Source organism: Alloyangia pacifica (assembly GCF_003111685.1).
GTDB classification, from domain to species: Bacteria; Pseudomonadota; Alphaproteobacteria; order Rhodobacterales; family Rhodobacteraceae; genus Salipiger; species Salipiger pacificus_A.
On record NZ_CP022189.1, the window covers coordinates 1213575 to 1232283 of the forward strand.

13 protein-coding genes are annotated in these 18709 nt (G+C 68.2%); 7 read left to right on the plus strand and 6 right to left on the minus strand.

The features are described from left to right. Nucleotides 1-61 precede the first annotated feature (61 nt). Entirely contained in the window at nucleotides 62-3757 is a 3696-nt protein-coding gene (locus CEW88_RS05845; RefSeq protein WP_108965112.1) for an efflux RND transporter permease subunit, read from the minus strand. After that, nucleotides 3754-5061, minus strand: a complete 1308-nt coding sequence (locus CEW88_RS05850; protein WP_108965113.1) for an efflux RND transporter periplasmic adaptor subunit — start codon at nucleotides 5059-5061, stop codon at nucleotides 3754-3756. The genes CEW88_RS05845 and CEW88_RS05850 overlap by 4 nt, the downstream gene beginning before the upstream one ends. 306 nt (nucleotides 5062-5367) lie before the next feature. Between CEW88_RS05850 and CEW88_RS05855 the strand changes: the two genes are divergently transcribed. Continuing rightward, nucleotides 5368-6024 carry a hypothetical protein gene (locus tag CEW88_RS05855; RefSeq protein WP_108965114.1) on the plus strand — a complete coding sequence of 219 codons (657 nt, stop codon included), beginning with the start codon at nucleotides 5368-5370 and terminating at the stop codon, nucleotides 6022-6024. Next, nucleotides 6014-7396, plus strand: coding sequence for a PQQ-like beta-propeller repeat protein (locus tag CEW88_RS05860; RefSeq protein WP_193989057.1), 1383 nt, complete (start codon nucleotides 6014-6016; stop codon nucleotides 7394-7396). The genes CEW88_RS05855 and CEW88_RS05860 overlap by 11 nt, the downstream gene beginning before the upstream one ends. A gap of 126 nt (nucleotides 7397-7522) precedes the next feature. On the opposite strand, the gene CEW88_RS05865 is transcribed toward CEW88_RS05860, so the two are convergent. The 3 genes from CEW88_RS05865 to CEW88_RS05875 all read right to left on the minus strand — a co-directional run bounded on the left by CEW88_RS05865 (nucleotide 7523) and on the right by CEW88_RS05875 (nucleotide 11244). After that, on the minus strand, nucleotides 7523-8524 hold the full coding sequence (locus tag CEW88_RS05865) for a GntR family transcriptional regulator (protein WP_108965116.1): 1002 nt from the start codon (nucleotides 8522-8524) through the stop codon (nucleotides 7523-7525). Nucleotides 8525-8792: 268 nt separating this feature from the next. Beyond that, complete coding sequence (locus tag CEW88_RS05870; RefSeq protein ID WP_108965117.1) at nucleotides 8793-10175, minus strand: aspartate aminotransferase family protein; 1383 nt, start codon at nucleotides 10173-10175, stop codon at nucleotides 8793-8795. 31 nt (nucleotides 10176-10206) lie between these two features. After that, on the minus strand, nucleotides 10207-11244 hold the full coding sequence (locus CEW88_RS05875) for a histone deacetylase family protein (RefSeq protein WP_108965118.1): 1038 nt from the start codon (nucleotides 11242-11244) through the stop codon (nucleotides 10207-10209). Nucleotides 11245-11428: 184 nt separating this feature from the next. Here CEW88_RS05875 and CEW88_RS05880 point away from each other — a divergent pair, with 184 nt between their 5' ends. From CEW88_RS05880 to CEW88_RS05900, 5 genes are all read left to right on the plus strand, one after another. Next, nucleotides 11429-12121, plus strand: coding sequence for a paraquat-inducible protein A (locus tag CEW88_RS05880; protein WP_108965119.1), 693 nt, complete (start codon nucleotides 11429-11431; stop codon nucleotides 12119-12121). Next, entirely contained in the window at nucleotides 12118-12756 is a 639-nt protein-coding gene (locus CEW88_RS05885; protein WP_108965120.1) for a paraquat-inducible protein A, read from the plus strand. Before CEW88_RS05880 ends, CEW88_RS05885 begins: the two co-directional genes overlap by 4 nt. Beyond that, entirely contained in the window at nucleotides 12753-14858 is a 2106-nt protein-coding gene (locus tag CEW88_RS05890) for an MlaD family protein (RefSeq protein WP_108965121.1), read from the plus strand. Before CEW88_RS05885 ends, CEW88_RS05890 begins: the two co-directional genes overlap by 4 nt. Nucleotides 14859-14871: 13 nt before the next feature. After that, entirely contained in the window at nucleotides 14872-15435 is a 564-nt protein-coding gene (locus CEW88_RS05895; protein ID WP_108965122.1) for a PqiC family protein, read from the plus strand. 185 nt (nucleotides 15436-15620) lie between these two features. After that, nucleotides 15621-16706 (plus strand): AbrB family transcriptional regulator, encoded by a 1086-nt coding sequence (locus tag CEW88_RS05900; protein WP_108965123.1) that lies wholly within the window; start codon nucleotides 15621-15623, stop codon nucleotides 16704-16706. A 72-nt stretch (nucleotides 16707-16778) separates the two neighbouring features. Here the strand turns inward: CEW88_RS05900 and CEW88_RS05905 are convergent, their stop codons facing one another. Beyond that, nucleotides 16779-18605 carry an ABC-F family ATP-binding cassette domain-containing protein gene (locus CEW88_RS05905; protein ID WP_108965124.1) on the minus strand — a complete coding sequence of 609 codons (1827 nt, stop codon included), beginning with the start codon at nucleotides 18603-18605 and terminating at the stop codon, nucleotides 16779-16781. Between the last annotated feature and the right edge of the window lie 104 nt (nucleotides 18606-18709).

Below are 18709 nucleotides of genomic sequence, written 5' to 3' on the forward strand. Positions count from 1 at the left end.
TCCCCCTCGATATAGGAAGCGATGACTATAGCGCCAATTCCCGGCGCCGCACCGTGCCGCGTTATTCGGCCGCGCGCATGGTCGTGTTCGCGCCCGGCCTGCCACTGCCCTCGGCGTCGGGATCGTCCCAGAGGATCAGCGGGGCCTTCACCTTGCGGGCCTCGCGCTGGAGGGCCCAGTCCCGCGCCGCGCGGCTGCCGCGCCCGAAGGAGGCGATGGCCAACAGCCGCGCGATCCAATGGGCGTAGGTCGAGAGCCACACCCGCAGCGCCAGCATGGCGGGGGTGAAGACCAGCGTCAGTACCGTGGCCACCGACAGGCCGAAGACCACCGCCGAGGCCAGCGGCTTCCACCACAGCGAGGTCGGCGCGTTGATCGAATAGCCGCCGCCGAAGAAGTCGAGGCTGAGACCGATCATCATCGGGAAGAGGCCTGCGATGGTGGTGATCGTCGTCAAAAGCACCGGGCGGATGCGGTCCTCGGCGGTGCGCACGATGGCTTCGAGCCGCGGCATGTAGCGCGAATAGTCCTGGAAGGTGTCGATCAGCACGATGTTGTTGTTCACCACGATCCCGGCGAGCGCCACGACCCCCGTGCCGGACATGATGATCGAGAAGGTCTGGTCGAGCACGATCATCCCGAGGAACACCCCGGCGGTCGAAAGCACCACTGCAAGCAGCACCAGCACCGAATTGTAGAAGCTGTTGAACTGCGCCAGCAGGATGATGAACATCAGCCCCAGCGCGGCGGCGAAGGCCTGGGTCAGGAAAGCCTGGCTTTCCGCCTCCTCCTCCTGGTCGCCGGTCCATTCCCAGCTGATGCCCGGGGGGAACTCGGTGCTTTCCAGAAGGCTCGAGAGGGTGGCGATGCGCTCGTTTGGCGTGACCGGCACCGTCGAAAGCGCGCCGCTTGCGGCGGCCTCGCGGATGGCATCGCCGCTGGTGCCGTCCTCCGTGCGGGTGATCTCATAGGCCGTGCCATGCAGCGTCAGCGCGCCGTCACCGGTCTCGCGCCCGTAGCCGAGCGTCTGGCCGCCCAAGGTGAATTTCACCAGCCCATCGGCCACACCCGCCTTGACGTCAAAGTAGCGCTTGCGGCCCTCGCGGTTGATCTCGGCGAGCTTGGGCACCGGGGTACGGGTGATGAAATGCGACAGCGGGATCAGCCCGTCGCTGGTCCGGACGCGCAGGGTGTCGAGGGTCGAGAGCACCCGGTCCTGCTCGGGAAGGCGCACGCGGATGTCGATTTCTTCGTCCGAACTGTCCACCGGCATGGTGTCGAGCGTCACCCCGCGGGTGACGAGCTGCACCATTGCGCCGACGGTGGCGACATCGGCGCCGTAGCGCCCGGCCTCTTCCACGTCGACGTCGATCTGCCAGTCGATGCCGGGCAGGGGGCGGGTGTCCTCGATCAGCCGCAGGCCTTCCATGGCGTCGAACTCGGCCCGCGCCGTTTCGGTCGCGGCCAGCAGGTCGTCCCAGTTGTCGCCTTTCAGCCGAAGATGCACCGGCTTGGCCGAGGCGGGCCCCATGGCGAGGTTGAGGATCTCGGTCTGGATGCCGGGAATGGTGGCGAGTTGCTCGCTCAACTCGGCCAGTACGAGATCGCCGTCGAGCTCGGGCCGGTCGCGGCGGTCCTCCCATGGCACCACCTCGAGCTGGATCTGCCCGATCGTGTCGGTGGGCGGCTGTGCGCCGCCGGTGTTCGATTCAAGCCCACCATCGCCGGCAAAGGCAAAGGCGGTCTCGATGCCCGGATGCTGCAGGACGATGGTTTCCGCCCGTTTGACCAGGGCGTCCTTCTCGGCCAGCGACAGGTTGCCACGGGCGCGGACGTAGACGATGGCCTGCTCGGGCTCGCTCTCGGTGAAGAACTCGGTGCCGTTGTTGTTCTGCCCGTAGTAGCCGAAGACCGAGATCACGAAGAAGATCACCCCGCCGATTGTCACCAGCGGCATCACCGGGTTGCCGGTGACAAAATGGATCAAACGCCCGAAGAACGTCCGGCGGTAGGTCTTGCGGACCTTGTTGCGTTTGCGCTCGATCTGCGCCGCATCAAGGGTGATCGAGGCCATCACGGCAAAGAGCAGGAAGATCACGATCCCCGGCACCCGGGCGCCGCGCCCCTCGATCAGCGTGACCCCGAGGAAGGAGGGGTTCAGCACCAGCAGCGCGCCGAGCAGCATCCCGGCCAGCGCCACCGGCACCAGCGCCGCGCGGGCCGGCCAGCCCTCGACGCGCTTGCGCAGCGTCAGCGAGGCGTTGTGCAGCGCGCGCGAGAACCGGCCCGAGACGCCGCCCATCACCGGCAGGTAGACCAGCGCCACGATCAGCGAGGCCGAGAGCACAAAGATCAGCGTCACCGGCAGCATGCCCATGAACTCGCCCGCGACCCCGGGCCAGAACAGCATCGGCAGGAAGGCGCAAAGGGTGGTCGCGGTCGAGCTGACGACGGGCCAGAACATCCGCTTGGCCGCCTCGACATAGGCGTGCATCGGCCCGACGCCGTCCGAGATGCGCTTGTCGGCGTATTCGACCACCACGATGGCGCCGTCGACCAGCATGCCGACGGCAAGGATCAGGCCGAACATGACGATGTTGGACACGCTGATGCCCATGATTGCCAGCAGCACGAAGCAGAGCAGGAACGACGTCGGGATGGCGAAGCCCACCAGCAGCGCCGCGCGGGTGCCGAGCGAGCCCAGCACCACGATCATCACCAGCGCGATGGCGGTCAGCACCGCGCCCTCGAGCTGGCTGACCATGGAATCGACGATGCGCGACTGGTCGTTGCTCTCTTCGACCGCCACCGTTGCCTGCAGCTCTTCAGGCCAGCCCTTCTGGGCCTCGGCCACGGTCGCGCGCACGGCGCTGGCGGTGTCGATGAGGTTGTAGCCCTTGCGCTTGACCACCTGCAGCGCCACCGCGGTGTCGCCGTTGAAACGCGCGGTGCCGGTGCGGTCCTCGAAGGTGAGGCGGATGTCCGCCAGATCGCCCAGCGTCACCACCCGGTCGCCATTCACCTTGATCGGCAGGTCGAAGATGTCTTGCGGCTCGCGGAAGCTCGAGGGGATCTTCACCGAGAAGGTGCCGCGCTCGGAGCGCACCTCGCCCGCGGCGATGAGCTGGTTGTTGTTCTGGACGGTCTGGATCAGCTCGCTGGCGGTGACATTGTAGCTTTCCAGCTTCAGCGGGTCGATCACCACCTCGACCATCTCGTCGCGGTTGCCGGCGATCCCGGCTTCCAGCACCGAATCCAGCGCCTCGACCCGGTCCTGCAGGTCCTTGGCGACCCGCGCCATGGTGCGCTCGGGCAGGGGGCCGGTGAGCGAGACGATGATGATCGGGAACTCCGAGAAGTTGATCTCGGAGATGGTGTATTGCTCGGCGCCCTCGGGGAACTTGGCCTGCGCCTTGGTCATCGCGTCGCGGACCTCGGCCATGGTCTCGGTGCGGTTCCAGCCGAATTCGAACTCCATGGCGACCCCGGCGTAGCCTTCCGAGGCGACGCCGCTGATCTTGTCGAGCCCGTCGATGTCCGAAAGCTCGGTCTCCATCGGCTTGACCATCAGCGTCTCGGCGTCCTCGGCCGAGATGCCGGGGAAGGGGACCGACACGAAAAGCGCCGGGATCTCGATGTCGGGCTCGCCCTCCTTGGGCAGGGTGAGATAGGCGAAGGCCCCCGCGACAATCGACAGGACGATGAAGGCCAGCACCATGCGGGCGCGCTCTGCCGCCCAGTCGACGATGCCGGTCACTGGAGGATCTCCTGATAGCTCGGCGCGACCGGCACGCCGTCGGTGACGTATTCCTGCCCGAGGGTGATGACGTCGACGCTGTCCGGCAGCCCGGCGATCCAGACCCCCTCGGGCGAGTCGCGCAGGATGCTCACCGGCACGAATTGCGCGGTCTGCTCGGCGCTCACCGTGCGCAGGCCCATGCGCCCCTCGTCGTTCAGCGTGAGCGCGCTCTGCGGCAGCAGGTGCGCCATCGCGCCGTCGGCCTCGATGAGGATGCGCGCGGTCTGCCCGGCGCGCAGCGTCAGGTCGGGGTTCTCGAGCGTGACCTCGATGCGGAAGGTGCGGGTGGTCTCGTCAGCCTGCCGCGAGACGAAGGTGACCTTGCCCACCCGTGTCTCGCCGCCGGTCAGCTGCGCCGCGGCACGCGCGCCGAGGTGGATGCGGGCGACATCGGCCTCGGGCGCGTAGCCCACCAGCCGGATCGGGTCGAGCTGCAGGATATGCGCGCAACTGGCGTTGGAGGAGGGGTTCATCAGCAGGCCGAGCTCGGCGGTGTCGCTTTCCAGCACGCCGCCGAAGGGCGCGGTGATGGTCAGGTTCCCGACCGCCTTGCGGGCGCTTGCGACGGCGGCCTCGGCGCTCTGGATCGAGGCCTCGAGGCTGTCGGTTCCGGCGCGGGCGGCTTCCAGCCCGGCCTCGGCGCTGCGCACGCTGGCCTCGGCGGCGCGCATCTTGGCCTCGGCAGAGGCGACGGAGGTGCGCGAGGAATAGCCACCCTGCGACAGCTCGCGGGCGGCGGTGAGGTTGATCTCGGCCTCGGCCACATCGGCTTCGGCCTGCGCCAGCAGCGCCTCGGCTTCCGGCAGCGAGGCCTCGACCTGCGGGCGCTGCGCCCGGGCCTCGGCCAGACGGGCTTCGGCCTCGATCAGCGCGGCGCCGGTGGTGCCGGGGTCGAGCTTGCAGAGCACCTCGCCTTCCTCGACCAGCGTGCCCTTGCGCAGCGGCGCCGAGATCACCCGGCCGGCGGCTTCCGAGAGCACCTCGACCTCGCGCGAGGGCTGGGTCTCGCCGCGCAGCAGCACGGCGTCGTCGATCTGCTGGGCCCGCGAATGGCGGGCCATGACCGAGACGGCCCCGGGGAGGGAGCTATCGGCGGCGGGGGCCTCGGTCGCGGCGGGTGCGGCGGCGGTCTCGGTCGCCATATCCTCCGGCTCCTCCTTCGCGCCGCCGCGGGCCCAGCCCATCAGCCGCTCGCGGTCGAGCACCACCGCGTAAAGGGCTGCCGCGACGATGACGGCGGTGAGGATCGAAATCAGTTTCATGCTGGCCTTCCCAGGTTCTTGGCCCAAGCCCGGCGATAAATACGCACAGCCCGCGCTGCCGGATCAGCCCGAGACAAGACCGAAGCCGGTCCTGATACAGAGGGGCAAAGCCGGGAGCGCGCGGAGACGTGACTAAACTCTTCAGTTCAGAATAGAGGATTTGGGAAACCGATCAAGCGGACTTATGCCCGTTCAAATGGGCCGATCGGCGCAGAAGGGATCAGGCAATGCTGCCGCGGGCTTGGCCTTGGCAGCCTGCGCCTCCCGCGTTAAGAGAGGGCAACAATCGAAAGGTGAGGCAGCCCCGTGAGCAATACCGACAGTTTCATCGACGAGGTGACCGAGGAGGTCCGCCGCGACAAGCTCTTCGCACTGCTCAAGCGCTACGGTTGGATCGGCGTTGTGGCGGTGCTTGCCATCGTCGGCGGCGCCGCCTGGCGCGAATACAGCGCGGTGCAGCGTCAGGCGCAGGCCGAGGCCTTCGGCGATGCACTGCGCGGCGCGCTCGAGGCAGATGCCCCGGCGGAGCGCGCCGCGGCACTCACCGACGTGACCGCCCCCGGCGCCGAGGCGAGGGTGGTGACTGATCTTCTGGCGGCAAGCGAGCTGGCCTCCGCCGAGGAGGGCGCTGCCGCGACCAAGCTGCTCGACGATGCGGCTGCCAACGGCGATCTGCCCGAGATCTACCGCGAGATTGCCGCCTTCAAGGCGGTGAGCCGCACCGACTCGGGCCTTTCGGACGACGAGCGCCGTATCCGGCTCGAGGCCCTCGCGGTGCCCGGCAAGCCGCTGCGGCTGCTCGCCGAGGAGCAACTCGCGCTGCTCGACATCAAGGCCGGCGACACCGAGGCCGCTCTGGAAAAGCTGCAACGCATTCTTGAAGATGCAGAAATCACCGCGGGCTTGCGCCAGCGTGCGACACAAGTGATTGTGGCCCTCGGCGGCACGCCCGATGCGGGCTGACCGAACGCCCGAGGCCGCGGCAAGGATCAAGAACGACGGGGGCAGTGTTTTGCGCATCACCACGATTTCCGCAGCGCTTCTGGGGCTGACGGCGCTTGCCGCCTGCGAGCGTCCCGAGGCGGTGCTGACCGGCGAGCGCCTCGGCGCCCGGGAAATTCTCGAGAACGGCGGGGCAGAGGAGTTCACCCCGGCCAACCGCGCGCAGGCGATCTCGCTCGGGGCGGCGGCGAACGGCGCTGCCACGCAGAGCCCGGTCTCGCCCTTCGCCCGCACCATCCACGCGGCGCTCTCCTTGCCGCTGCAGCCGGTCTTCGCGACCGACATCGGCAAGGGCGACACGCGGCGGAACCGGCTCAACGTCGATCCGGTCTCGGACGGCAGCCGCATCTACACGATGGATTCCGCGCACACGGTGAGCGCGGTCAGCACCTCTGGCCAGGTGATCTGGCGGAAGAGCATGGTCGCCCCGCGCGATCAGGCGAGCCAGGCGCAGGGCGGCGGGCTCGCGGTCGAGGGCGGGCGGCTCTATGTCACCTCGGGCTTCGGCACGCTCACCGCGCTTGACGCCGCCACCGGCGCCGAGGTCTGGAGCCAGAAACTCGGCGGTACCGCCACCGGCGCGCCCACGGTGCGCGGCGGGCTGGCCTATGTGACCTCGTCGGATTCCACCGGCTGGGCGATCGAGACCGCCACGGGCCGGATCCGCTGGCGCATCGACTACCCCGAGGATTACAACAACGTCGCCGGCGCTCCGGCCCCGGCCACCGATGGCGAGATGGTCGTCTTCGCCTTTGGCTCCGGTGCGCTGCAGGCGGCGTTCAAGCAGGGCGGCCTGCGCCGCTGGACCGCCGACGTGGTGGGCAGCCGCAACGGCAAGGCGCTGGCCACGGTCACCGACATCACCGGCGATCCGCTGATTTCGAACGGCGTGGTCTACGCGGGCAACCATTCGGGCCGTGTGGTGGCGCTGTCGCTCTCGGGCGGCGAGCGGCTGTGGACCGCGCGCATGGGCGCGCTGGATCCGGTCTGGCCGGCGGGGGACTCGGTGTTCCTCGTCTCCGACCTCAACCAGTTGGTGCGGCTCGACGCCCGCACCGGCGCGCAGATCTGGGCGGTGGACCTGCCGGGATACAAGCCGGTGCGCACGCCGCAGAAGCGTCGCGACAGTGCCTTCGTGAACCATGGCCCGATCCTTGCGGGCGGGCGGTTGATCGTTGCCTCCTCGGACGGTCTGATCCGCGCCTTCGACCCGGCCTCGGGTCAGCTCGTCGGCACCACAGCGATTGCGGGCGGGGCGACGACCCGGCCGATCGTGGTCAATGGCACGCTCTACGTGATCTCTTCGGAGGGCGTGCTGCACGCCTATCGCTGAGCCAGGCGCCGATCGGCAGCGATCCGGACCGGAACCAGCCAGTCATCAACGAAACGGGCGGCACCGCGCAAGCGGTCCGCCCGTTTCTCGTTAGGCGGGGCACGCGCGCCGCGCCGGGGTCGCGGTTTACCCCTCCGCGCCGGGCCGTTCGCGGCGGCGGCAGCGGTCGAGCAGCTGCGGCAGGATGCTGCGAAGCTCCTGGCTGTCGGGTGTGTGGCGATACTCGAAGGCGCTCTGACCCGGCGCCAGCCGCGCCGCGAGGTAATCCGCGCCGGTGGCGTAGATCAGCACATCAGCCTCGGCGATCTGCGTGCGGGCCGCCTCGCTCTCGTCGCCGCGGACCACCATCGACAGACGGCTCACATGCGGCGCATAGCGCATCACGTTGGCCTTCATCATCGACACGTAGGTAGGGAAGTAGGAGTAGCCGACCACCGAGGCCTCGGGCGGGATCGCCGCCAGGGCGACGCGGGTCGCCTCGTTGGGGATGACGGTCAGCCCCACCACCTCGGCCTGCGGAAACAGCGCGCGCGCCTGCGGCAGCAGCGTCCGCGGCGAGAGCACGATGTCGAAATCCTGGGGCGGGGCACCCGCGACCTCGTCGATCAGCATCGGCTCGATGCTGTCGCCGGGCGCGAGATGCGGGCGCACGTCGGCGGCATAGGCGCGGGTGGCCTCGGCGAAATTGCCCAGCATCAACACCCGCACGGCGCGGGTGTTGCGGGGGCGGTCCATGCCGATGCGCGTGGCGAGGTCGGCCCGGTCGATGCCGCAATCACGGGCGAGGGCGATGAGGTTGGTGATCGCCCGTTCCAGCGTGTGAAACTTCTCGGGGTCCGCGACCTGGGCGTTGGGGCTGACGAAGGTGCCCGAGCCGACCCGCCCCTCGACATGTCCGGCGGACTGCAGCGCGGCGTAGACATTGCTCACCGTGACCGGCGAGAGGTTGAGCTGTCGCGCCAGCGCCCGCACCGAAGGCAACCGGGCGCCGATCGGCAGCTCGCCGGAGGCGATGCCGAATTCCAGCGCGCCGCGCAGCTGCTGGGGGATGCCGACGCTCGAGCACGGGTCGATTGCATCCGCAATGCGGGCCAGTGCCTCGTCGAGTTGTGCCTGTCTGGATGTCATGGCGTGTCAATGATGAAAAGCGCTGCGAGCTACAAGATATTGAAACACGAATATGGCTATTTGAATACAAATTACGCTGTCCTGACACAGCATAGCACGGCGGTCAGCACCGGCAGGCGGGATCTTTGGCGAGGGCTCCGCGCATTGGTCGAGCGGGGGCCGGGAGGCGATGGGCTTTGGCAGAAAGGCGGGCGCCGTGCAGCCGCCAGCCGGGCAAGCAAAAGGGCGCCCCGCGGGGCGCCCTTGGTACGTCATGGAAAGGGGAGGTTCAGACCAGACCTTCGTCCTGCACCCATTCCCAACCGCGGTCCAGCGCCCGGCCGAGGCGGGCAAGGATCTGGTCGATGTCGTCCTCGGTGACGATCAGCGGCGGGCAGAGGGCAACGGTCTCATAGACCGCGCGCAGGATCAGGCCCTCTTCGGCGCAGAACTTCACAACCTGAGGCGCGACCTTGCCCGCGGGCTCGAAGCTGAGCCGCTTCGCCTTGTCCTTGGCCAGTTCGACGCCGCCGATGAGACCAACGCCGCGCACCTCGCCGACCAGCGGATGATCGGCGAATTTACGCAGTCCCTCCTGGAGCTTAGCCTCGAGCCGGGCGGCGTTGCCCATCAGGTCCTGTTCCTCGATGATCTTGAGGTTTTCAAGACCCACGGCGCAGGCGACGGGGTGGCCCGAGCCGGTGAAGCCGTGGCCGAAGGTGCCGAGCTTGGCGGTGTGATCGGCGATGGTGTTATAGACCTTGTCGTTCACGATTATCGCCGCGAGCGGCATGTAGGAGGAGGTGAGCTGCTTCGAGGTCACCATGATGTCCGGGGTGAAGCCGTACTTCTCGCAGCCGAAGGGGGTGCCGCAGCGGCCGAAGCCGTTGATCACCTCGTCCGAGACCAGCAGGATGTCGTACTTGTCGCACAGCGCGCGGATGCCCGGCCAGTAGCCCTCGGGCGGGGTCATCACGCCGCCGGCGCCCATCACCGGCTCGCCGATGAAGCCGGCGATGGTCTCGGGGCCCTCGGAGAGGATGGTGTCCTCGGCCTCCTTCAGCAGGCGCGCGGTGAACTCGGCCTCGGTCTCGCCCTCTTCGGCCCACTTCCAGTAGTGCGGGCAGGTCAGGTGGGTGACCGGGATCGCCGGCAGGTCGAAGTCCTTGTGGTTCGCCGGCAGGCCGGTGAGCGAGCCCGAGGCGATGGTGATGCCGTGATAGCCCTTGTTGCGAGCGAGGAACTTCTTCTTCTCCGGACGGCCAAGCGCGTTGTTGTAGAACCAGACCATCTTGATGACGGTGTCGTTCGCCTCGGAGCCCGAGTTGGTGAAGAACACGCGGTCCAGACCCTCGGGGGTCATTTCGGCCAGCTTCTCGGCGAGGCGGATCGACGGCTCATGCGCCTTGTGCGCGAAGCTGTGGTAATAGGGCAGCTCGGCCATTTGCTTGGCCGCCGCCTCGACGAGGCGCGGCTGCGAGAAGCCGACGGCCACCGACCACAGGCCCGCGAGCCCCTCGATGTATTCCTTGCCCTCGGAATCGTAGACGTGGACACCCTCGCCACGGGTGATGATCATCGGCCCCTGCTCCTCGTGGAGGCGCATGTTGGTGTAGGGGTGCATGCTGTGTGCAATGTCCGAGGCATGCAGCGAGTTGGGGATCTTGTTCATCTGGTACTCCGAGTTCCTGTCTTACACGCCATCAGGCTGCGCGCGGGTCCTTGCCGAGAAAGCCTCCGAGGAAGGAGGCCAGCGACGTTGCGAGGTCGGGCGAGAGATAGCCGCCTTCCTGCACGATCACTGTGGGGAGCCCCGCCTCGGCAATCCGGCGGCCCGCTTCGGCGAAACCATCGAAGCTCACCTTCATGCCGTCAAGGGGGTCATTTTCATGGGCGTCGAGCCCAAGGCTCACCACCAGCGCGCCCGGCGCGTAGGCTTTGATGCGCTCGATGCCGTGATCGAGGGCGGCAAGCCAGCCGGGGGTCGTGGTGCTGCGCGGCAGCGGCAGGTTGAGATTGAAGCCCTGGCCAGCGCCGTTGCCCGTTTCATGGGCATAGCCGGTATAGAACGGGTAGTAGTCGTGGGTCTCGGCATGAACCGAGACCATCAGCACGTCGGCGCGGTCGTAGAAGATTGCCTGCGTGCCGTTGCCATGGTGCACGTCGATGTCGAGCACCGCCACGTGGCTGTGCGCCCCGAGCAGGTGCTGCGCGGCAATGGCGGTGACATTCATCAGGCAATGCCCCCCCGCGACATCGGCGGTGGTATGATGCCCCGGCGGGCGGCAGAGCGCATAGGCGGCGAGATCGCCGGCCATCACCGCCTCGGCGGCGGCCACGGCGCAATCGGCGGCGCGACGGGTCGCCAGCCAGCTCTTCGGACCGATCGGGGCAGAGGTGTCGGACATGTGCCAGCCGGCGCGGGCGACGATGGACTCGGGGTATGTGCTCACCGGCCCGCGCGGAAAGACGTTGGCCACCACCTCTGGCCCGGCGTTCGGCAGCTCCTGCCACGCGTCCCAGCCGGTCTCGAGAAAGTGCAGGAACTCCGGCGTATGCACCGCCTCCAGCGCGGTGCGGGGTGCCTCGGGCGGGCTCTCGGTGCCGAGACCGAGCCGACCGAGCCCCTCGAGCAGCAGCATCGCGCGCTCGGCCCGCTCGGCGTTGCGTACCACGGTGCCATGGGTGAGGCGGAACTGGGGGTCGTGCCCCTCGCTTTCGGGGGCGTAGAAACATTTCATCGGGCGCGACCTCCATGTTGCCTTGGCGTTCTGTCGAAAGTGGTAGCGGCTGGCCCCGCGCTTGTCGATGGAGCGGCCCGGGATCAGGGACGGGGCGCACGCCGGATGCCTGCTTGGCGGGCAGGGCGAAGGCTTTGGCCCGCCAACCCTTTCCTTGGAACTCGCCACGCTCTAGATTGGGCGCATGAGCCTCGCCGACATCGTCGCCTCCGAGCTGCCGCCGCAGATCACCCCGGCCCTCCCGCCGCCCGCCTTCACCGCGGAGCAGGCAGAGGGGCTCATTGCCTGCCCGCTCTGCGATACCCTGCACGAGGAACGCGAGATCGCCACCGGCGAGACCGCTCGCTGCGCGCGCTGCCACGAAGTGCTGGAATCCCCGCGCAGCCTGGCGATGACCCGGATCATCATGCTCGCGCTCTCGGCGCTGGTGCTGATGATGGCGGCGATGTTCTTTCCGTTCCTCGAGCTGTCCGTTGCGGGGCGGGTGCAGCGCAGTTCGCTGCTCGACACGATTCTCGCCTTCTCGAGCGGGATGACGGCGCCGCTGACCATCGCCATGGCCTCGTTGATCGTCATTCTGCCGTCGATCCGCTTTTTGTCGCTGGTCTACGTGCTGGCGCCCATGGCCTTCGGCCACCGCCCGGCGCGCCACGCCGAGTTCTTTTTCCGCCTCGCCGATCACCTGCGCCCCTGGGCCATGGCCGAGGTGTTCATCGTCGGCGTCGCCGTGGCGCTGGTCAAGGTTGCGGGCCTTGCGCATCTGTCGATCGGCCCGGCCTTCTGGGCCTTCGTTGCCCTGGTGATCGTCAACGTGCTCAAGGATACCTTCATGTGCAGGGTGACCGTATGGAAGACGCTGGAGGAGCGCCGCCAATGAGCCGCCCGACAGACAATGCGCAGCCCGTGCTCACGGCCCGGCGCGCAGGCATGATCGCCTGCACTGAATGCGGCAAGGTCCACGTGCCCGGCCCCGAGCGCTGCACGCGCTGCGGATCGCACCTGTCCAGCCGCGACGACACTTCGCTGCAGCGGGTCTGGGCCTGGCTGGGGGCGGGACTGGTCGTCTACGTGCCGGCCAATGTCTACCCGATGCTGAAGACCACGCTGCTCGGCAAGACCACCAACAGCACGATCTTCGGCGGCGTGGTGGACCTCATGCACCACGGATCCTACGGCATCGCCGGGATTGTCTTCTTCGCCTCGATCATGATCCCGGTCGCCAAGTTCATCGCAATCGCCTATCTCGCGCTGAGCGTGACGCACCGGGTGAAACTCTCGCCGGTGAAGCGCCAGCATCTCTACGAGGTGGTGGAATTTGTCGGCCGCTGGTCGATGATCGACGTCTTCGTAGTGGCCATTCTTGCATCTCTGGTGCAATTGGATTTCGCGGCTGCAATCAATCCCGGGATTGCAGCAATCAGCTTTGCGCTTTCTGTTGCATTCACAATGCTTTCGGCACAGAGCTTCGATCCGAGGTTGATCTGGGATGCGAGTGAGGAACCCGTGCAATGAGTGAGCCCAAGCCCGCGAAGATGGAGATCGAGCCCAAGCGCCGCTCCGTCTGGCGCAACCTCTCGCTGGTCTGGCTCGTGCCGCTCGCCGCCATCGCGGTCACCGTCTTCATCGCCTGGCAAAGTCTTGCCGAACGCGGCGCGCTGATCGAGATCACCTTCGAGAACGCCGCCGGCATCACGGCAGATGATACCACCATCCGCTACCGTGACGTGATCGTCGGCACCGTCGAGGAGGTCGTCTTTTCGGAAGATCTGGCCGAGGTGCGGGTGAGCGCACGGATCGACCGCAATGTCGCTGACTCCCTGCCAGCTGACGCACAGTTCTGGGTGGTGCGCCCCGAGGTTTCCACCTCGGGCATCACCGGGCTCTCGACGGTGCTGTCGGGCGTCTACATCGAAGCCGGATTCGCCCCGCAAGAGGGCGCCGCAGCGCGCAAGTTCCGCGGCCTCGACCAGACGCCGCTGGTGCGCCCCGGGGTCAAGGGCACGCGCATCACCATCCGCGCCGACGACGGCACGCAGCTTTCGGCGGGCGCACCGATCTTCTACCAGGGCATCGAGGTCGGCCGGATCGAGACGCCGCGGCTGCTCGAGCGCGGCAACGGCGTGGTGGTCGATGCCTTCATCGAGGCCCCCAACGACCGCCGCATCACCACGGCGACGCGCTTCTGGGACACCTCGGGTTTCTCGGTCAACATCGGTCCCTCGGGCGTCAACCTGTCGGTCGGTTCGGTCGCGGCGCTGATCCGCGGCGGCATCGCCTTTGACACCGTGGTCTCGGGCGGCAATGCGGTGCCTGCGGGCTATGCCTTCGATCTTTACGACGACGAGGCTTCGGCACGCGACAGCCTGTTCTCCGAAACCATCTCGAACGCCGTCGAGCTGACCGCGGAATTCGACGAATCCGTGCGCGGGCTCGAGGTCGGCTCCTCTGTCACCTACCGCGGCCTGAGGGTGGGCCGGGTCACCGCCATCGGCGCCTTCATCGACGGCGAGGGCGAGGCCCAGACCGTCCGGCTGCGCACCACGCTCTCGATCGACCCGCGCGCGCTGGGTCTCGAGGAAGATGCGCCGCAGTCCGAGACCATCGCCTTCCTGTCGAACGCGGTGAAGAACGGGCTGCGCGCGCGGCTGGCCTCGCAGAACCTCTTCAGCCAGTCGCTGGTGGTCGAGCTGGCCGAGATCCCCGACGCCGAGCCCGCCACCTTCGGCATTTTCGCGCAGGACGCGCCGTTGATCCCTTCGGTCGAGTCGGACCTGCCGGACATCACTGCCACCGCCGAGGGCCTCTTCCAGAGGATCAACGACCTGCCGGTCGAGGACCTGCTCGACCAGGCCATCGACACGCTCGCCTCGATCGAGAACTTTACCGCCAACCCGCGGCTGCGTGACGCGCCCGACGCGGTCATCGGCCTGCTCGAGGACGCCCGTGGGCTGATCGGCAGCGACGAGATCAAGGCGATCCCCGGCGAGCTGCGCGGCACCGTTGCCGAGCTGCGCGGGGTGATCGAGGACATGCGCGCCGCCGGCGCGGTGCAGCAGCTTGTCTCGACCCTCGAGGCGGCGGAGGCCGCGGCCGCGGAAGTGACGGACGTCGCAGGCTCGGTCGACGAGAGCATGGCCGGCGTGCCAGACCTGCTGGCCGATCTGCGCGCGCTCACCCAGAAGGCCACCGCGCTGGACCTCGAGAGCTTCTTGGCCGACGCCGGGAACTTCCTCGATGGCGCGGGCAAGCTCGTCGATCAGGACAGCACCCGCCAGCTGCCCGCCGATCTGTCGGCCATGCTGCAGGAGGCGCAGGGTGCGCTCTCCGAGCTGCGCACTGGCGGGGTGATCGAGAACACCAATGCCACGCTCGCCTCGGCGCGCGATGCCGCTGCCGCGGTGGAAGAGGCGGCGGCCACGCTGCCCGAGCTTTCGACGCGCATCCAGCGGCTGGTGGCAGAGGCAGAATCCGTTATCTCGGGCTATGATGGCAATTCCGCTTTCAACCGCCAGACCGTCTCGGCGCTGCGCGAGGTGCAGACTGCCGCCGAGGCGCTGAACAAGCTCGCCCGCTCGATCGAACGCAACCCCAACTCGCTGCTCTTCGGCCGCTGACAGGAGATCACGTATGCGCCTCAAGACCACCCTTCCGATCCTGCTGCTGCCGCTCTTCGCCGCCGCCTGCGGCTCCGAGCCGCGCTACCGGATGGACAGCATGCCCCCGGCCTCCTCGGTGCGCCTTGCCGTCTCCACGCTGGAGGTGCGCGAGGTCTCGCTGCCGGCCTATGCCGACGCCTCGGAAATCCTGCTCGAGGACGCCACCGGCGCGATGACCCAAATCGAGGGCGCGCTCTGGGCTGACGACCCGCGCCGCGCCATGACGCAGGCGCTCGCCGAGCGTCTCGGCACGATCAGCGGCGCCACCGTCGCCTCGGAGCCCTGGCCGCTGGAAGAGCCGGCGCAGGCGGCGGTACACGTGCGCATCTCCGAGGCGGTGGCCAATGAGACCGGCTATTTCCGTCTCAAGGGGCAATACGCGCTCTCCTCCTACGACCGGGTGATCCGCGAGCGGGTGAACCGTTTCGAAATCACCGTGCCGCTGCAGGCCGCCACGCCGGGCGGCATCGCCGCCGCAGCGGGCAGCGCGACGGCCCAGCTCGCCGACCGCATCGCGGCAGACCTGTCGCGCTGACCGAGCGGCCGCGCCCGCTGCCGGCGGCGCGGTCGCGTATTAGGAAGGAGAAGCAGTGCGAAACCCTCCTTCGCTTCGAAAATGCGCCGGCGGACACCCGCAGGGTGGGGGATGGAGCCCCCTGATCCGCCGGGTCCCCGCGCGTGCCATTGCACCGGCGCCCGCGATGGGATTTATGTCCGCTGATGACCCTCTCCACGCTCTCTCTGCGCATGATCTTCACCACCGGCTGCCTGCTGATCGCTGGCGGGATCGGGGGATGGCTCGCGCAGCATGCCCATCTTCCAATGCCCTACATGCTGGGCTCGCTCTTCACCTCGGGCGTCGCCGTCGCCCTGTTCCAGAAGCGCGCCCTCGCCGACTATGCCTACCCGATGAAGTTCCGCACGCTCTTCATCGGGCTCATCGGGGTGATGATCGGCACGCAGGTGACGCCCGAGATCTTTGCGCTGCTGCCCGAGCTGCCGCTGACCCTGTCGATGCTGGTGGTCTTCGTGGTGCTGGCGCAGGGCGGTAACTTCCTGATCTTCCACCGCATCGGAGGCTATGACCGGGCCACGGCCTTTTACGCCGGCGCGCCGGGAGGTCTGATGGAGAGCCTTGTGCTCGGCGAGAAGGCGGGGGCGGATCTGCGGCTGCTGACGGCGCAGCAGTTCCTGCGCATCATCCTCGTCATCTCGATCCTGCCCTCGGCGCTGTCGCTCTGGATCGGCCACCCGGTGGGCAGCGCCGCGGGACAGAGCGTCATGCCCACGGGGCCGGCCACTGTCGCCGAGCTGCTCTTGGTCGTGCTGGCGGCCATCGCGGGGCTCTTTGTCGCCTCGCGGATCAAGCTGCCGGCGGGGCAGATCACCGGGCCGCTGCTGCTGTCGGCGGGGCTGACCCTGTCGGGTCTGGTGGACATGCATCTGCCGTTCTGGCTGATCGCCGCGGCGCAGGTTGTGGTGGGCAGCTCGCTCGGTGTGCGCTTTACCGGGATGACCGGCGCCATGCTGCGCCGCTCGCTGGGGCTCAGCGTGCTGTCGGTGAGCTGGATGCTGGCGGTGGGCGGGGCCTTTGCGCTGGGGCTGGCCGCGGCGACGCAGATCCCCTTCCTGCACCTGATGATTTCCTACGCGCCCGGGGGCGTGACCGAGATGTCGATCATCGCGCTCTCGCTCGCCGCCAACCCGGCGCTGGTCAGCCTGCACCACGTGGTACGCATCCTGCTGACCGTGGGGGTGATGGTGATCGCCGAGAAACGCCTGCCGCTGCGGCAGCCGGGGGAGTAGGGCGCCAGCGCCTGGGAAGGCGCTGGAACATCGCTTCGAAGAGAGCCGGTCTCGGGTCGGGACCGACGGGCGTCAGCCCGCCGCTTCGGCCTTTTCCGCCAGTTCCAGCCATTCCTCCTCGGCCGCGGCGAGCTTCTCTTGCCGCTCGCTGAGTGCCTCGGTGGCCTTCTTGAACTTCACCGGCTCGCGGGTGAAGAGCGCGGGATCGGCCAGCAGCCCCTCGAGCTTGCCGATCTCTGCGCCGAGCCGGTCGATCAGCCCGGGCAACTCGTCCAGACGGTGCTTGTCCTTGAAGCTGAGGCCCTTGGCAGCGGCCTTGGGCTTCGCGGCGGCAAGCTCCTTGGCGGGCTTGGCGGCGGGTTTTTCCTTGGGCGCTGCCTCCGCCTCGGCTTCGGCCTTCTGTGCCTGGTAGTCGCTCCAGCCGCCGGCATAGGCAATCGCCTGACCGTCGCCTTCCATGGCGATGGTCGTGCTGGCCACCCGGTCGAGGAAGTCGCGGTCGTGGCTGATCAGCAGCACCGTGCCATCATACTCGCCCAGCAGGTCCTGCAAGAGATCGAGCGTCTCCACGTCGAGATCGTTGGTCGGCTCGTCGAGCACCAGCATGTTGCTTTCGCTGGCCATGATCTTGGCCAGCAGCAGCCGCGCCTTCTCGCCGCCCGACAGGGACCGCACGGGCGCGCGCGCCTGACGCTCGTCGAAGAGGAACTCTTTGAGGTAGCCGACCACGTGTTTCGGCTGGCCACGCACCAACACCTGGTCGGCCTTGCCGGACACCCGCATTTCGGGATCGCCGGTGAGGCTTTCCCAGAGCGTCATCTCGGGATCGAGCCGGGCGCGGGTCTGGTCGAAGATCGCGGGCAGGAGGTTGGTGCCGAGCTTGACGCTGCCCGCGTCGGGCGCGATCTCACCCATCAGCATGCGGATGAGGGTGGTCTTGCCGACGCCGTTCGGGCCGACAAAGGCGACGCGGTCGCCGCGCATGACGGTCAGCGAGAAATCCTTGACGATCTGCTTGTCGCCGAAGTCCTTGGCCAGCCCCACTGCCTCGATCACCTTCTTGCCCGAGGTCGGACCCGAGGAAAGCTCCATCGCCGCGGTGCCCTGGCGGCGGATCTGCGAGGCGCGGTCGGCGCGCAGCGCCTGGAGCGCGCGCACCCGGCCCTGGTTGCGGGTGCGGCGGGCCGAGATGCCCTCGACCGCCCATTTCGCCTCGGCCTTGATCTTGCGGTCGAGCTTGTGGCGGGCCTCGTCCTCCTCGGCCCAGGTCTTGTCGCGCCAGGCCTCGAAGCCGGCAAAGCCCTGTTCCTGCCGGCGCACCGCGCCGCGGTCGATCCAGAGTGTCGCGCGCGTGAGGTTCTCAAGGAAGCGCCGGTCGTGGGAGATCAGGACAAAGGCCTTGCGGGTGCGCTTCAGCTCGTCCTCGAGCCAGCCGATGGCATTGATGTCGAGGTGGTTGGTCGGCTCGTCGAGAAGCATGACGTCGGGGTCCTGCGCCATCAGCTTCGCGAGCGCGGCGCGGCGGCGCTCGCCGCCCGAAGCGGTGGCGACGGGGCGGGCGGGATCGAAGCCGAGCCCTTCGCCCGCCGCCTCGACCTTGTACATTTCCGCCGGGCCAAGCCCCTCGGCGGCATAGTCGCCCAGCGTCTCGAAGCCCGACAGATCCGGCTCCTGTTCCATGTAGCCCACCGAGAAGCCCGGTGGCACGATGCGGTCGCCGGTGTCGGGCTCGACCTGGCCCGCCATGACCTTCATCAGGGTGGATTTGCCCGAGCCGTTGCGGCCAACCAGCGCGACGCGGTCGCCGGGCTGGACGTTGAGCGAGAGGCCGGAAAAGACCGGCTCGCCGCCGAAGGTGAGCGAGATGTCGGAGAGCTGGAGAAGGGGTGCCTGTGCCATGCGCAGAGCGCTAGGGCCGCGCCGGGGAAAGGTCAAGTGGGCGCGTAGGGGGCGACTGCGGCGGAGCATCGTTAACCCCGTCTTCAAGGGCACCGCGCTAGGGG

Coding starts and splice junctions, on each gene's coding strand:
- CEW88_RS05850 (WP_108965113.1), bottom strand. CDS start 5,061: ATGAAACTGATTTCGATCCTCACCGCCGTCATCGTCGCGGCAGCCCTT.
- CEW88_RS05860 (WP_193989057.1), top strand. CDS start 6,014: ATGCGGGCTGACCGAACGCCCGAGGCCGCGGCAAGGATCAAGAACGAC.
- CEW88_RS05865 (WP_108965116.1), bottom strand. CDS start 8,524: ATGACATCCAGACAGGCACAACTCGACGAGGCACTGGCCCGCATTGCG.
- CEW88_RS05870 (WP_108965117.1), bottom strand. CDS start 10,175: ATGAACAAGATCCCCAACTCGCTGCATGCCTCGGACATTGCACACAGC.
- CEW88_RS05875 (WP_108965118.1), bottom strand. CDS start 11,244: ATGAAATGTTTCTACGCCCCCGAAAGCGAGGGGCACGACCCCCAGTTC.
- CEW88_RS05880 (WP_108965119.1), top strand. CDS start 11,429: ATGAGCCTCGCCGACATCGTCGCCTCCGAGCTGCCGCCGCAGATCACC.
- CEW88_RS05885 (WP_108965120.1), top strand. CDS start 12,118: ATGAGCCGCCCGACAGACAATGCGCAGCCCGTGCTCACGGCCCGGCGC.
- CEW88_RS05890 (WP_108965121.1), top strand. CDS start 12,753: ATGAGTGAGCCCAAGCCCGCGAAGATGGAGATCGAGCCCAAGCGCCGC.
- CEW88_RS05895 (WP_108965122.1), top strand. CDS start 14,872: ATGCGCCTCAAGACCACCCTTCCGATCCTGCTGCTGCCGCTCTTCGCC.
- CEW88_RS05900 (WP_108965123.1), top strand. CDS start 15,621: ATGACCCTCTCCACGCTCTCTCTGCGCATGATCTTCACCACCGGCTGC.
- CEW88_RS05905 (WP_108965124.1), bottom strand. CDS start 18,605: ATGGCACAGGCACCCCTTCTCCAGCTCTCCGACATCTCGCTCACCTTC.